The sequence below is a fragment of the Limnohabitans sp. TEGF003 genome (assembly GCF_055395455.1).
On record NZ_AP029225.1, the window covers coordinates 2,693,300 to 2,708,275 of the forward strand.

The window sequence follows — 14,976 nt, forward strand, 5'->3', positions numbered from 1 at the left end:
TCAGTTCTTCTTGATGTTCCAGTACACCTGCGCACCACCGGGCACCAGGCCAGAGATGTTCTTGCGCAGGGCGGCAGGGTTGAAGTACTGACCCAGCGGCACGTGGGTGGCGGTTTCCATGGCACGCAACTGAATCTGCTCGGCGATCGCTTTCTTTTGTGCGTCGGTGGTGGCCTGGGCGAACTTGACCTTCAGGTCTTCGATCTGCTTGTCGTCTTGCCAGCCGAACCAGCCTTTGTCACCAGCCGCGTTCATCATGGCCATGGTCAGCGGGTTCAGAATGTCACCGGCTGTCCAGGCGGTCATGAAGGCGTTCCAGCCGCCCTGTGCAGGGGCGTCTTTCTTGGCGCGGCGTGCGACCAGGGTGGCCCAGTCCATTTGCTGCATGTCGACTTTGAAGCCCGCGGCTTCAAGTTGTTGCTTGGCCACCAAGGGCAGCTTGGCAATGGCGGCCAGATCGGTCGGGCGCATCAGCACCACGGGCGTGCCGTCGTAGCCGGCCTCTTTGAGCATTTCAGCCGCCTTCTTGGGGTCGGCCATGCCGGTGTAAATGCCGGTCTTGTCGCTGGCAAACGGTGTGCCGCAGGGGTACATGCTCTTGCAGAAAGTGAACATGCCGGGTGCGCCGACCTGTGTTTTCAGGTGTGCTTCCTGGCCCAGCGCCACCATGGCGGCCTGGCGGATCTTCACGTTGTTGAACGGTGCATGCAGGTGGTTGAAACGCAGGATGAACTGCAAGCCTGCGGGCTGGGCGTCCACCAACTGGATGTCTTTTTGCGCTTTGAGGGAGGCGTACTGCTCAAAGGTGGGTTGCTCGACGATGTCGACCTCGCCAGCCACCAAGGCATTGAATTGGGTCTGCGGGTCGCGGATGATGACCCACTCCACGCGATCCAGATACACGTTCTTGCCACCCGCAGTGCCGTCAGGCGCTTCGCTGCGGGGCTTGTATTTGTCGTTCTTCACGTAAACCAGGCGCTCACCAGGCTTGTATTCACCCGGCACGAACTTGTAAGGACCGGAGCCAATGTGCTCCTTGATTTGCTCGCTGCCGGGCGTGGCGGCAATGCGGGCGGGCATGATGAAGAGCACGTTGGACGAGGGCTTGCCTAGCGCTTCGAGCATCACGCCAAAAGGCTGCTTGAGCTTGATGACAAACGTCTTGGCATCGGGCGTGGCGTAGTTGTCCACACTCTTGGCCAGCACACCGCCAAAGCTGTCGCGGCTGGTCCAGCGCTTGATAGAGGCCACCACATCTTCACTGGTCACGGGTTTGCCGTCATGAAACTCCAGGCCATCGCGCAGCGTGAAGGTCCAGGTCAGGTTGTCTTTGCTGACATTCCATTTGTCCACCATCTGGGGCTTGGGTTTGCCCGCCAGATCGGTGCCGAACAAGGTGTCGTAAATCATGTAGCCGTGGTTGCGCGTGACAAATGCGGTGGACCAGATGGGGTCGAGGATGGTCACGTTGGAATGCGGCACCACGCGCAGGGTCTTGCCCTGGGCTTGGGCCACGAAGGGGGTCAACAAGGCGGCCGCCAATGTGGCCACAGCAAAAAGGGAACGACGTTTCATGGGTTACTCCAGTCAAGACGGGGACATTGGACAGCGGTCCAAAACACTATAAAACGAAACATGACCATTTCTTATCAGGACATTACCCAATGGGGTGCACTTGACTTGTCCCGTGCGGTACACAGCAGACAAGTTTCTTGCCGTGAGGTGATGCAAGCGACCCTGTCGCAGGTGGACCGCCTCAACCCACAAAGCAACGCCATCGTGAGCCGCGTGGACAGCGACGCCCTGCTGGCTCAAGCCGATGCGCGCGATGCGCAACTGGCACGTGGAGAGTCGATGGGCTGGCTGCACGGCATACCGCAAGCCATCAAGGATTTGGCCAATGTGCAAGGTCTGCGCACCACCTTGGGCAGCCCCTTGATGAAAGACTTTGTGGCCAGCGAAGACGGCCTGATGGCGCAGCGCATGAAAGCGGCAGGCGCCATCGTCATCGGCAAGACCAACACACCTGAGTTGGGTTTGGGCTCGCACACCTTCAACGAAGTGTTTGGTGCCACACGCAACGCCTGGGACCCGAGCAAGTCGGCAGGTGGCAGCAGCGGCGGCGCGGGCGTGGCGCTGGCCCAGCGCATGCTGAGCGTGGCCGATGGCTCGGACTTCATGGGCAGCCTGCGCAATCCGGCGGGCTGGAACCATGTGTTTGGCATGCGCCCCTCACAGGGCCGCGTGCCCATGTGGCCTGCGCAGGACGTGTTCATTGCCCAGTTGGGCACCGAAGGCCCCATGGGTCGCCATGTGCGCGATATGGCCATGTTGCTGTCCACGCAAGCCGGTTCGGCCCCATCCAGCCCCTTGAGCCTGAGCGATGACCCGGCCCTGTTCGCAGGCGCGCTGGACAGCGACCCGCAAGGCCAACGCATCGGCTGGCTGGGCGATTTGCAGGGCTACCTGCCCATGGAAGAAGGCATTGTGGCGCTGTGCGAATCGGCGCTGAAAAGTTTTTCCGGCATGGGCTGCCGCGTGGACGAAGTCCGACTGGGCATGCCACCTGAGCAGATCTGGCAAGCTTGGCTGGTCTGGCGTCAGGCCTTGGTGGGGCCACGTGTGGCGCCTTTCCTGGTCAACCCGGCCAACCGTGCACACATCAAACCCGAGGCACTGTGGGAGCATGACCAGTCCCTCACCTTGACGGGCGCCCAGCTGATGTCCGCCAGCGCCAGCCGGACACGTTTTTACCAAAGCATGCTGGCTTTGTTTGAAAAGTTCGATGTGCTGGCCATTCCGGTGGCGCAGGTCTGGCCGTTTGATGTGCATGCGCGCTGGCCGCAGAGCGTGGCAGGTCGCAGCATGGACACCTACCACCGCTGGATGGAGGTGGTGATTTACGCCACCTTTGCAGGCCTGCCCTCGATCAGCGTGCCTGCGGGTTTTGGCGAGAACGGCTTACCCATGGGTTTGGCCTTGATCGGCAAACCGCAAGGGGATCTGGCGCTCTTGAAATTGGCACACGCTTACGAGATGGCGAATCTGGACATGATCAGCCAGAAGCCGCCGGGCGTTTGAAAATCAAGCTGCCATGCGCGTCCAGCCCGTGAGGTCCAGAGACGCCAGCGCCATGATCTTGGCGGAATCGACCAGCTCCTGGATGCCCACGTACTCATCGGGCTGGTGCGCCAAATCCAGAATGCCCGGGCCATAAGCGATGCAGTCTTGCAACTTGCCCGAGCGCACGATGTGCTTTTGGTCGTAGGTGCCAGGGCTGGCGATGTAGCTCGGGGCTCGCCCCAGCACCCGGGCAATGGCCCGCGCCGTGGCATCCACCACGGGCGCATCTTTGGGCGTAGCGGTGGGCACAAAACTCATGATGTCGCGGATGCCGTAGTCAAAACCCGGCCGGGTGCGCTTGAGCTCGTCGAGCATGTCGATGATTTCCTGCTTGACGGCTTCGAGGTTTTCTTCGGCGATGAAACGGCGGTCCAGCACCGTGCGGCAGCTGTGGGCCACCACTGGCGCGGGCGTTTGCGCCGTGGGCCAGCCGCGCTCGTCGTTGGCATAAACCTGCTCCACCTGGCCGCCGTGGATGCTATTGATGTTGAGCGTGCTCACGCGTGCGCCGGGTGGCTCCACGGGCTCGGCCGTTTTGCGGCCTTGCAGGCGCGGCTGCAGCTGCGTCTCCAGCAAATGGATGAAGGCGCTCATGTGGTTGATGGCGCTGTCCCCCAAAAACGGCATGGAGCCGTGCGCGATGCGCCCCCGGGTTTCCACCTCGCCCCACCACACGCCCCGGTGCCCCAAGCAAATGCGGTCCACGCCTAAAGGCTCGGGGATGATCACATGATGCACACGGGGTTTGCTGAAGTAACCGCGCTCGGCCAGATAGCCCACACCCGCAAAACCGCCAGACTCTTCGTCCACCGTGCCGCTGATTTCCAGAGCGCCCGGAATCGGCAAGCCCGACTCGATCAGGGCTTCGCAGGCGATGATGCTGGACGCCAGGCCGCCCTTCATGTCACAGGTGCCCCGGCCGTACACACGCCCATGGGCCACCTGGCCACCGAAAGGCTCGTAAGTCCAGCCCGAACCCACCTCAATCACATCGATGTGGCTGTTGAAGTGCACGCACTCGCCCGGGGCCTGCCCTTGCCAACGCGCCACCACATTGGTGCGCGGGTGGCTGTCGCTGTCACCGGGTGCGCCAATGGCCCGCACGTACTCGACCGCAAAGCCTTTTTTGGCCAGACGTTCGCCGATGAAATGGGCACACGCCTCGTAAGCGTCACCCGGCGGGTTGATGGTGGGGATGCGCACCAACTCTTGCGTGAGGGCCGTGACCTCGTCCCGCTTGGCCTCGATGCGCTCGAGCAGCTTTTGAACAGAAGAATTCATGGCTTCAGTCTATCGCCCGCCAACTGGGGGACGAAGTCACGCAGGGTACAGGGGCCCGTCTTCAGCTTTGCTGCCAAGGCAGGCCGCGAAACCGCCAGCCGCCCTTTTGGCCCCGGTGCGCCTGCTCGTCGGGGTCGCCCTCAAAGCCTTCGAGGATGTTGTAGGCTTGCAGGCCCAGTTCGGTGGCGCGCTGGGCGGCGGCGATCGATCGCACACCGCTGCGGCACAACAACACCAGCTTTTTGCCACCCGCCCCCAATGCCTGCACACCCTCGTCAAAACCGGGGTTCATCGCCATGCCGGGCCACTGCTTCCAGGCCAGTGCATGGGCACCGGGCACAAAGCCCACCCAGGCGCGCTCGGCGTCGGTGCGCACATCGACCATCACCGCCTCGCCCGACTGGACCCAGGCCCAGGCCAACTCCGGCGAAATGTCGCCGGCATACCCGTTGGCAGCTTGTACGTTGGGGGCAGGGGTGGGTTGTGTGCTCATGTCGGGGCTCCTGTGGGCTGGAAAGCAGGAATGGGGAATCAGGTCTGAATCATAGCTTTTTGCATTTACGCACGGCCCGACCCCACCGTCAGTGACAGGACAGGCTGCAGCGGCTAAGATGCGGGTTTTGGTTGACGTTTACGTCAACGTCAAAGCCATCCAGATCGCCCGCCAACGGAGACCCCCATGACCGACCTGTCCGCCGAATTCAAAGCCTTGGCCGAGTACCGCCCCACGAACAAGGTGCGTTTTGTCACCGCCGCCAGCCTGTTTGACGGCCACGACGCCGCCATCAACATCATGCGCCGCATCCTGCAAAGCATGGGGGCCGAAGTCATCCACCTGGGCCACAACCGCTCGGTCGACGAAGTGGTGACCGCCGCCCTGCAGGAAGACGCGCAGGGCATCGCCATCAGCTCTTACCAGGGCGGGCACAACGAATACTTCAGCTACATGGTCGATTTGCTCAAGGCCCGGGGTGGCGAGCACATCCAGGTGTTTGGCGGCGGCGGCGGCGTGATCGTGCCGGCCGAAATCCGCGCCCTGGCCGAGAAAGGCGTGCGCATTTTCAGCCCCGAAGACGGCCAAAAAATGGGCCTGGCCGGGATGATCGGCGAGATGGTCATGCGCTGCGACCAGGACGTGAGCCCGCTGGCCCCCAAAACCGTGGACGCCATTCAAGGCCACGGCGAGATGAACTGGCGCGCCCTGGCGCAGCTGATCACTGCTTTGGAAAACGACAAGGCTGATGCGGGTGTGGTGAAAGCCGTGCGCGAGCAGGCCGCCAGCAAGAAAGTGCCTGTGTTGGGCATCACCGGCACGGGCGGTGCGGGCAAGTCGTCGCTCACCGACGAGCTGATCCGCCGTCTGCGCCTGGACCAGGACGACGCGCTGCGTGTGGCCGTGATCTCCATCGACCCTTCACGCCGCAAGAGTGGTGGTGCGCTGCTGGGCGACCGCATCCGCATGAACGCCATCTCGCCCTGGTCACAAGGCCCCCGCGTGTTCATGCGCTCGCTGGCCACGCGTGACTTTGGCTCTGAAATTTCGGCCGCCCTGCCCGATGTGGTGGCGGCCTGCAAGGTGGCCGGTTTTGATGTGATCGTGGTCGAAACCTCCGGCATTGGCCAGGGCGACGCCGCCATCGTGCCGCATGTCGATGTGCCCATGTACGTGATGACGCCCGAGTTTGGCGCGGCCAGCCAGCTCGAAAAAATCGACATGCTGGACTTTGCCGAGTTTGTGGCCATCAACAAGTTCGACCGCAAAGGCGCGAGTGACGCGCTGCGCGATGTGGCCAAGCAGGTGCAGCGCAACAAGGAAGCCTGGACCACCCCCACCGAGCAGATGCCGGTGTTTGGCACCATGGCCGCCCGCTTCAACGACGACGGCGTGACCGCGCTGTACCAAGCGCTGAAATCCCGCCTGGCCGAACTGGGCATGAAGACCACCGAAGGCCGCCTGCCCGTGGTGAATGTGCGCCACAGCACCCACCAGAACCCGGTGGTGCCCTCCTCGCGCACCCGCTATCTGGCCGAGATCAGCGACACCGTGCGCGGTTACAAAAAACGCGCCATTGACCAGGCCCGCCTGGCCCGCGAGATCCAGCAGCTGCGCGCCGCAGCCCGCATGCTCGAAGTGGGCAAGTCCGGTCGCGCCAAGGCCGCCGAAGCCGCGATTGACTTGGCGGTGCAGCGCGAACAAACGCAAGACCCCACTGCCCGCAAACTGCTGGCCCAGTGGCCCGACATGCAAAAAGCCTATGCGGGCGACGAGTACGTGGTGAAGATCCGCGACAAAGAAATCCGCACAGCACTCACCACCAAGTCTCTCTCCGGCACCACCATCCGCAAAGTCGCGCTGCCCAAGTACGAAGACGATGGCGAAGTGCTCAAGTGGCTGATGCTGGACAACGTGCCCGGCAGCTACCCCTACACCTCGGGCACCTTTGCCTTCAAGCGCGAGGGCGAAGACCCGACCCGCATGTTCGCCGGAGAGGGTGACCCTTTCCGCACCAACCGCCGCTTCAAGCTGGTGAGCGAGGGCATGCCCGCCAAGCGCCTGTCCACCGCCTTCGACTCGGTCACGCTGTACGGCAACGACCCCGACCTGCGTCCGGACATCTACGGCAAGATCGGCAACTCGGGCGTGAACGTGGCCACGCTCGACGACATGAAGGTGCTGTACTCGGGCTTTGACCTGTGCAACCCCACCACATCCGTGTCGATGACGATCAACGGCCCCGCGCCGTCCATCCTCGCCATGTTCATGAACACGGCCATCGACCAGAACATCGACAAGTTCAAAGCCGACAACGGTCGCGAGCCCACCGAGACCGAAACCGCCAAGATCAAGGAATGGGTGCTGGCCAATGTGCGCGGCACGGTTCAGGCGGACATCCTGAAGGAAGACCAGGGTCAGAACACCTGCATTTTCAGCACCGAGTTTTCGCTCAAAGTCATGGGCGACATCGCGCAGTACTTTGTGCACCACGACGTGCGCAACTTCTACTCGGTGTCGATCAGCGGCTACCACATCGCCGAAGCCGGGGCCAACCCGATTTCGCAGCTGGCCTTCACGCTGTCCAACGGCTTCACCTTTGTGGAAGCGTATCTGGCGCGTGGCATGCACATCGACGACTTCGCGCCGAACCTGAGCTTCTTCTTCAGCAACGGCATGGACCCCGAATACACGGTGCTGGGCCGCGTGGCGCGGCGCATCTGGGCCGTGGCCATGAAAGAGAAGTACGGTGCGAACGAACGCAGCCAAAAGCTCAAGTACCACATCCAGACCTCGGGCCGCTCGCTGCACGCACAAGAGATCCAGTTCAACGACATCCGCACCACGCTGCAGGCGCTGATCGCGATCTACGACAACTGCAACAGCCTGCACACCAACGCGTTTGACGAGGCCATCACCACGCCCACCGAAGACTCGGTGCGCCGCGCCATGGCGATCCAGCTCATCATCAACCGCGAATGGGGCCTGGCCAAGAACGAGAACCCGAACCAAGGCGCCTTCATCATCGACGAACTGACCGAACTGGTCGAAGAGGCGGTGCTGGCCGAGTTTGAAAAGATCGCCGAGCGTGGCGGCGTGCTGGGCGCGATGGAAACCGGCTACCAGCGCGGCAAGATCCAGGACGAATCCATGCACTACGAGATGCTCAAGCACACGGGCGAGCTGCCCATCATCGGCGTCAACACCTTCCGCAACCCCAAGGGCGACGAAGTGCTGGAAAGCCTGGAGTTGGCCCGCTCGACCGAAGAAGAAAAGCAGTCACAACTCAAGCGCCTGCAAGACTTCCACACCCGCCACGCCGACAAGGCACCGGCCATGCTCAAGCGTTTGCAGCAAGCCGTGATCGACAACGGCAATGTGTTCGAGGTGCTGATGGACGCGGTGCGGGTCTGCTCACTCGGCCAGATCACCAACGCGCTGTTCGAAGTGGGTGGTCAGTACCGTCGAAATATGTGAACCTCAGAAGTTCACCTGATCCCCGCCCTTGAGCGCCAGCATGCTGCGGGCCTCATCGGGTGTGGCGATCTCCAGGTTCAGAGCTTCGAGCACCGTGCGGATGCGCTGGACCTGTTGCGCGCTGGACTCGGCCAATTTTCCAGGACCGATCCACAGCGAGTCCTCCAGGCCCACGCGCACGTTCGAGCCCATGGCCGCACCGATGCTGGCCAGCGCAATCTGGCCTTTGCCTGCCCCCAGAATCGACCACTGGTAATCGTTGCCGAACAAACGGTCGGCGGTGCGGCGCATGTGCATCAGGTCTTCGGGGTGCGGGCCGATGCCGCCCAGAATGCCGAACACCGATTGCACAAACAAAGGCCCCTTCACCAAGCCCCGGTCACGAAAGTGCGCCAGGTTGTACAGGTGGCTGATATCGTAGCACTCGAATTCAAAGCGGGTGCCGTTTTCGGTGCCCAGGCGCAAAATGGTTTCGATGTCCTTGTAGGTGTTCTTGAACACCAGATCACGGCTTTTTTCCAGGTGCTCACGCTCCCACTCGTGCTCAAACGTCTTGAACCGGTCGAGCATGGGGAACAAGCCGAAATTCATCGAGCCCATATTGAGCGACGCCACCTCGGGCTTGAAAGTCAGGGCCGGCTGCATGCGCTCATGCACCGTCATGTGCGGGCTGCCACCCGTGGTCAGGTTGATCACGGCATTGGTGTGGGCCTTGATCTTTTTCAAGAAGGGCACAAAGAACGCCGGGTCTTGCGTGGGGCGGCCGTCTTTCGGATCGCGGGCGTGCAGATGCAAGATTGCTGCACCCGCCTCGGCGGCGGCAATGGCCGCATCGGCAATTTCGTCAGCAGTGACCGGCAAATGCGGCGACATGCTGGGCGTGTGGATGGCCCCGGTGGGTGCGCAGGTGATGATGACTTTGCGGGCTTGGCTCATGAACCGTCTTCTGAATATGGCTGGGCAGCAGGGGCTGAACCCTGGATGCGCGCCAGCATGCCCGAGCCGTCGGGCTCTTGGGGTCACCAAGGCAACACTGCGCACCGAATGGCGCAGGCCAAGGGTGGTGCCACACACCGGTCATGGTCCTGCATCAAAATCAACCGTCACCGAGCCACTAAACTCGAAGAACCTGTCCAGGAACCCCCATGCAGCACCTGCCGCCTTTCATCGCCCCCTCCGAGCACCACGATGCCGACAGCGCCTTGGCGCAAATTCAGCACATCTACCAGCACAGCGTGAACCACCTGCGCCAGGCCATGCGCGAATTTGTGGCGGGTGCGGACATGGCGAACACCCGGGTGCGGGCTTTTTACCCCTTTGTGCGGGTGCAAATCAGCAGCGCCAGCCGCAAGAAGGAGGGCCTGAGCAGCCGCCTGAGCTACGGCTTTGTGGCCGAGCCTGGCCGGTTTGAAACCACGCTCACCCGGCCCGACCTGTTTGCCTTCTACATCCGCCAACAACTGGCGCTGCTGCTGCAAAACCACGGCGTGAGCCTGCAGGTGGGCACCAGCAACCAGCCCATCCCCATCCACTTTTCGTTGGCCGAAGACGAGCACATGGAAGGCAGCCTGAGCCCCGAGCGTCAGGCCCTGATGCGCGAGGTGTTTGACCTGCCGGATCTGACCGCCATGGACGACGGCATTGCCAACGGCACACACGAGCCAGCCCCTTCCGAGGCGCGGCCGCTGTCGCTGTTCACCGCGCCCCGCATCGACTATTCGCTGCAGCGCCTGCGCCACTACACCGGCACCTCGCCGCGCTGGTTTCAGAACTACGTGCTGTTCACCAATTACCAGTTTTACATCGACGAGTTCATCGCGCTGGGCCGCGCCGAAATGCACAACCCGGACAGCGAATACATCGCCTTTGTCGAGCCCGGCAACATGGTCACCCGCCGCGTGGGCCTGACCCCCGAAGACGTGGACGCCCTGGGCCAGATGCCACCTCGCCTGCCGCAAATGCCCGGCTACCACCTGGTGCGCAAGGGCCACAGCGGCATCACCATGGTCAACATCGGCGTCGGGCCCGCCAACGCCAAAACCATCACCGACCACATCGCCGTGCTGCGCCCGCACGCCTGGCTGATGCTGGGCCACTGCGCGGGCCTGCGCACCACCCAGCAACTGGGCGACTACGTGCTGGCCCACGCCTATGTGCGCGAAGACCATGTGCTCGACGAAGAGCTGCCGCTGTGGGTGCCGATCCCGGCGCTGGCCGAAGTGCAGGTGGCGCTCGAGCGTGCCGTGTCCGAAGTCACCGGCAGCCAAGGCCCCGAGCTCAAACGCCTCATGCGCACCGGCACCGTGGCCAGCACCGACAACCGCAACTGGGAGCTGCTGCCCACCCACAACGTGGCCAGCACGCCGCAGCGGCGCTTCAGCCAAAGCCGCGCCGTGGCGCTGGACATGGAAAGCGCCACGATTGCAGCCAACGGTTTTCGCTTTCGGGTGCCCTATGGCACCTTGCTGTGCGTGAGCGACAAGCCATTACACGGCGAAATCAAGCTGCCGGGCATGGCCAACCACTTTTACCGCGAACGCGTGAACCAGCACCTGCAAATCGGCATCCGCGCCGTGAGCCTTCTGCGCAACGCCGGCCCCGAACAACTGCACAGCCGCAAACTGCGCAGCTTTGCCGAAGTGGCGTTTCAGTAACTGCCGTCAACCATGTGCCCCCGTAGGTCGGTGGCTTGAGCCCCGACAGGCGTTCGCGATCCATCATGTCGGGGCTAAAGCCACCGACCTGCAAAACGATACCCTTCTAGAATGAACCTCATGCACATCCTCTTCATTGCCGACCCCCTCGAGTCCTTCAAGATTTACAAGGACACCACGTTTTCGATGATGCGCGAAGCGCAAAAGCGCGGCCACCAGGTCGTGGCCTGCCAGATGACCGATGTGCGCTGGCAGCAAGGCGAAGCCGTGTCTGCCCAAGTGCGCGACATCACGCTCACTGGCCAGCCCGACACCTGGTTCACCCAGACCGGCACGCGCCGCGCCAACTTGAAGGACTTTGACGCCGTCATCATGCGCACCGACCCGCCGTTTGACAGCGAATACTTTTACGCCACCCACCTGCTGAGTCAGGCCGAGCGCGAAGGCGCCAAGGTGTTCAACAGCCCGGCAGCCCTGCGCAACCACCCCGAGAAGCTGGCCATTCTGGAGTTTCCACAGTTCATCGCGCCCACGCTGGTCACCCGCAGCGAAGCCGACATCCGCGCTTTCCACGCCGAGCACGGCACCATCATCCTGAAGCCGCTGGATGGCATGGGGGGCACAGGCATCTTCAAGGTGGGTGCCGACGGTTTGAACCTGGGCGCGATCATCGAAACCCTGAACCGTGGCGGCGCACAAACCGTGATGGTGCAAAAGTTTTTGCCCGGCATCGCGCAAGGCGACAAGCGCGTGTTGTTGATCGGCGGCAAGCCCGTGCCCTTTTGCCTGGCACGTATTCCGCAAGGCGGTGAAGTGCGCGGCAACCTGGCCGCTGGCGGCAAGGGCGTGGCCCAACCGATTTCGGCGCGCGACCGCGAAATTGCCGAAGCGCTCGGCCCGATCCTCTTCGCACGCGGCCTGATGCTGGTGGGCCTGGACATCATTGGCGAGAGCCTGACCGAGATCAACGTGACCAGCCCGACCTGCTTTCAGGAAATCACCGACCAGATGGGCTGCGACGTGGCGGCGCTGTTTTGGGACGCGGTGGAAGCGGCGCTCTGAGCGCCGCGCCTTGAAGCCCGGTCAAACCGACTGTCGGACCTGAGGGTCCGACCTAGCCTTTCAGATCGCCGTCCTCAAAGGTGTACAAGCGCCCTGGCTCAAAGGCCACCCAGGCCTCGTCGGTGGTCAAAGGCGCGGTCACCACCACCGCCACCCGGTCGGTCTCGCGGGTGTGCTCTGCAAAGTTCACACTCAGGTCTTCGTCGCTCAAGGTCGCACGGTTGAAGGGGTGCCTGCGCAGCACGTAATGCAAATGCGTGCTGGCATGCGCCCACAGCGCCTGTCCGTTGGACAACAAGAAGTTGAAGGTGCCAAAGCGGGCGATCTGCGGCACCAGCTCGCGCAAGGTCAGCGACATTTCCTGAACGCTCGGCACACTGGCGTGTGACTTGGCCAGCTCTTGCATCAGCCAGCAAAACGCCCGCTCGCTGTCGGTCTGCCCCACGGGCTTGAAGCTGCCGTGCAGGCGCGGCGCATAGTCCACCAGGTTCCCGTTGTGCGCAAACACCCAGTAGCGGCCCCACAGCTCGCGCACAAAGGGGTGGCAGTTCTCCAGACTCACCACGCCTTGCGTGGCCTTGCGGATGTGGGCGATGACGTTCTGGCTCTGGATCGGGTAACGCCGAATCAGATCGGCAATCGGCGATGTGCTGGCGCTTTGGTGGTCCACAAAGTGGCGCACACCCAGCCCCTCAAAAAAGGCGATGCCCCAGCCATCGCCATGGTGGTCGGTGAGGCCGCCGCGCTGGGCAAAGCCACTGAAGCTGAAGGTCACATCGGTGGGGGTGTTGCAGTTCATGCCGAGCAGTTGGCACATGGTTCAGTCCTTGGCGGGTGTGGCTTTGGGTTCGGCCATTTTCCAGGCAGCCAGTAAGGCCAGCGCGGTCATCGTGGCCAGAAAAACAAAGGTCTCGTTGAAGGCCCGCAAATCGGCGCTGCCCGGGCTGCTGGAGGCGAAGGCGTACACCGCCAGACGCCACTCCAGCACGATGGCGCAAATGCTCACGCCCGCCGCGCCGCCCAGCATGCGCACAAAACCGATCACGCTGGACGCCTGCGGGATCAGGTCCTTGGGCAAGCCCCGCAAAGCGCCCAGATTGAGCGAAGGCAGGATGAAGCCCAGACCAATGCGCCCGAGGATCACCAAAATCCAGAGCAAGGCCAGGCCTGCCGCCGGGTGCACCAGCGGCATGAGCGCAAACGACAGCGCCAGCATGGCCAGGCCCCAGCTCACCCAATAGGCGGGCGGAAACCGATTGGACAAACGCCCCACCACCGCGATGGTCACGGCCAGCAAAATACCCGCTGGCAACAAAGCCGCGCCAATGTAGGACGGCGACAGGCCCAGCCCCATCTGCATGTAGACCGGCAACAAATAGGTGGAGCCAAACAGCGCGATGCCGTAGGTGAAAGACACCAGCGACCCCATGGCGAAATTGCGGTGGCCAAACACACGCAGGTTCATGAGCGGCCCCCGCGGAGGCTGCCCCGACGCGCTGCGGCTTGCGTGGCGACGGGCGCGGCGACCCGGCTGCAGCAAATGCCGCTGCCAAGCCACAAACACCGCCATGCCCACACCCGCCAGCGCCAGCAGCACCACGGCCACCGTGTCGTCATCGCCGCGCAACTGCACCAGACCGTTGAGCAGCATCAAGGTGGAAACGCTGGCCAGCGCCAGCCCGATCCAGTCCAGGCCCGGGCTGTCCGCATCGGCCTGCACGCCGCCCGGGGCCGAGGTGGGCACATAGCGGCGCGACAGCCACAGCGCCACCATGGCCAGCGGCACCACCATGAAAAAGATCGAACGCCAGCCAAACACATCGACCAGCACACCGCCGATGCTGGGGCCTAAGGCCGGGGCCAGCACCACACCCATGCCAAACAGCCCGCTGGCGCGGCCCTGCTCTTCGGGCGCAAAGGCGCGCAAGATGATGATCGCGGGAATGGGCTGCACCACGCCTGCGGCCAGGCCCTCGGCCACGCGGGCGGCCATGACCAGCGGGAAATCGTTGGCGAAGCCGCCCACCACGCCGCCGCCCAGCAAGAGCCACATGCACACCTCGTACACACGGCGGTAGCCGTAGCGCGACAACAACCAGGGCGTGGTCAGCATGGATACCGTCATCGCCACCATGAAACCCGAGGTGACCCACTGCACGCGGCTTTGACCCAGGGTGAAGTGCTGGCTCATGTCGGGAATGGCCACGTTCATGATGGTGGACGACATCACCGCCGCCATGGAACCCAGCATGACCGACAGCAACAACAGCCAGCGGTGGCGCTCGCCGTAGCGCGCTTTCAGCGCCTGCAGGCTGTGGGGGCCTTGGGCCAGGCTCATGCGCCCTCGCCTGGGTTTTGGCCTTGTGATGGCGGCGTGGACGCCACGACACAGGCCGCGCAAATGCAGGCTTTGTTGCGGGCCGCTTCGGGGACTTGTTTCAACAAATCGGCGCTGAACGCCACGCGCGTGCACCAGCACGGTCCGGGTGCTGCAGCTCCGGTGTTGGGCGCGGCCATGGCGCAGGCATTGGGCTGCCCACACAAAGGGCAGCGGCATGGGTCAAGGGCAAACTGCGTCATGGCGGTGAAATCTCAGTTGTTGCCCTGGCGGCGACGCTGCGCGTCACGCCACAGGCGAATGGCCAGCACCACCATGGGCGCGTTGTGCAGGAAAAAATCAAAGATGTCGATGGGCTTGCTCAAACTGCCCTCGGTGAGCATGCGCCACTTTTCCACCAGGTGCGGCTCGGGCACAAAAGGGGCGCCCGCCAAATAAACGGCAATGGCCACCAGCCACAACTTCGGAATCCGGTCAATCCAGCGCATTGCGCCCTCCTGAAAACCCCTATTTTCAGGGATGACCGGTGCAGCAACGCATGACCCACA

Annotated in this window: 12 protein-coding genes; 4 read left to right on the forward strand and 8 right to left on the reverse strand. The window is 63.0% G+C overall.

Annotated elements, in window-relative coordinates; translation table 11 throughout:
- Nucleotides 1-1,575, reverse strand: coding sequence for an ABC transporter substrate-binding protein (locus tag ACZ5RT_RS12775; protein ID WP_464452720.1), 1,575 nt, complete (start codon nucleotides 1,573-1,575; stop codon nucleotides 1-3).
- Nucleotides 1,576-1,641: 66 nt separating this feature from the next.
- Here ACZ5RT_RS12775 and ACZ5RT_RS12780 point away from each other — a divergent pair, with 66 nt between their 5' ends.
- Complete coding sequence (locus ACZ5RT_RS12780; protein WP_464454218.1) at nucleotides 1,642-3,081, forward strand: amidase; 1,440 nt, start codon at nucleotides 1,642-1,644, stop codon at nucleotides 3,079-3,081.
- A gap of 3 nt (nucleotides 3,082-3,084) precedes the next feature.
- On the opposite strand, the gene ACZ5RT_RS12785 is transcribed toward ACZ5RT_RS12780, so the two are convergent.
- The gene (locus ACZ5RT_RS12785) at nucleotides 3,085-4,404 is read right to left on the reverse strand and encodes an acetylornithine deacetylase/succinyl-diaminopimelate desuccinylase family protein (protein WP_464452721.1); all 1,320 of its coding nucleotides are present in this window, start codon (nucleotides 4,402-4,404) and stop codon (nucleotides 3,085-3,087) included.
- Nucleotides 4,405-4,465: 61 nt separating this feature from the next.
- Nucleotides 4,466-4,897 carry a rhodanese-like domain-containing protein gene (locus ACZ5RT_RS12790; RefSeq protein WP_291924754.1) on the reverse strand — a complete coding sequence of 144 codons (432 nt, stop codon included), beginning with the start codon at nucleotides 4,895-4,897 and terminating at the stop codon, nucleotides 4,466-4,468.
- A gap of 186 nt (nucleotides 4,898-5,083) precedes the next feature.
- On the opposite strand from ACZ5RT_RS12790, the gene icmF reads away from it, so the two are divergent.
- Nucleotides 5,084-8,374, forward strand: coding sequence for a fused isobutyryl-CoA mutase/GTPase IcmF (icmF, locus tag ACZ5RT_RS12795; protein ID WP_464452722.1), 3,291 nt, complete (start codon nucleotides 5,084-5,086; stop codon nucleotides 8,372-8,374).
- Between the two features lie 3 nt (nucleotides 8,375-8,377).
- On the opposite strand, the gene kce is transcribed toward icmF, so the two are convergent.
- Nucleotides 8,378-9,310, reverse strand: a complete 933-nt coding sequence (gene kce, locus ACZ5RT_RS12800) for a 3,5-dioxohexanoate:acetyl-CoA acetone transferase (protein WP_291924774.1) — start codon at nucleotides 9,308-9,310, stop codon at nucleotides 8,378-8,380.
- 209 nt (nucleotides 9,311-9,519) lie between these two features.
- Here kce and ACZ5RT_RS12805 point away from each other — a divergent pair, with 209 nt between their 5' ends.
- Both ACZ5RT_RS12805 and gshB read left to right on the forward strand, forming a co-directional pair.
- Nucleotides 9,520-11,028: an AMP nucleosidase gene (locus ACZ5RT_RS12805; protein ID WP_464452723.1), complete on the forward strand. Its 1,509-nt coding sequence runs from the start codon at nucleotides 9,520-9,522 to the stop codon at nucleotides 11,026-11,028.
- 120 nt (nucleotides 11,029-11,148) lie between these two features.
- A complete protein-coding gene (gshB, locus tag ACZ5RT_RS12810) occupies nucleotides 11,149-12,090 on the forward strand; it encodes a glutathione synthase (protein WP_464452724.1) in 942 nt (313 codons plus the stop codon).
- Between the two features lie 52 nt (nucleotides 12,091-12,142).
- Here gshB and ACZ5RT_RS12815 read toward each other — a convergent pair whose 3' ends face one another.
- Genes ACZ5RT_RS12815 through ACZ5RT_RS12830 form a run of 4 tightly spaced genes read right to left on the reverse strand, consistent with a single transcriptional unit; the run spans nucleotide 12,143 to nucleotide 14,916 of the window.
- Nucleotides 12,143-12,907 (reverse strand): class II glutamine amidotransferase, encoded by a 765-nt coding sequence (locus ACZ5RT_RS12815; protein ID WP_108428451.1) that lies wholly within the window; start codon nucleotides 12,905-12,907, stop codon nucleotides 12,143-12,145.
- A gap of 3 nt (nucleotides 12,908-12,910) precedes the next feature.
- On the reverse strand, nucleotides 12,911-14,428 hold the full coding sequence (locus ACZ5RT_RS12820) for an MFS transporter (RefSeq protein ID WP_464452725.1): 1,518 nt from the start codon (nucleotides 14,426-14,428) through the stop codon (nucleotides 12,911-12,913).
- Nucleotides 14,425-14,670, reverse strand: a complete 246-nt coding sequence (locus tag ACZ5RT_RS12825; protein WP_464452726.1) for a cysteine-rich CWC family protein — start codon at nucleotides 14,668-14,670, stop codon at nucleotides 14,425-14,427. Before ACZ5RT_RS12825 ends, ACZ5RT_RS12820 begins: the two co-directional genes overlap by 4 nt.
- 12 nt (nucleotides 14,671-14,682) lie before the next feature.
- On the reverse strand, nucleotides 14,683-14,916 hold the full coding sequence (locus tag ACZ5RT_RS12830) for a hypothetical protein (protein WP_464452727.1): 234 nt from the start codon (nucleotides 14,914-14,916) through the stop codon (nucleotides 14,683-14,685).
- Between the last annotated feature and the right edge of the window lie 60 nt (nucleotides 14,917-14,976).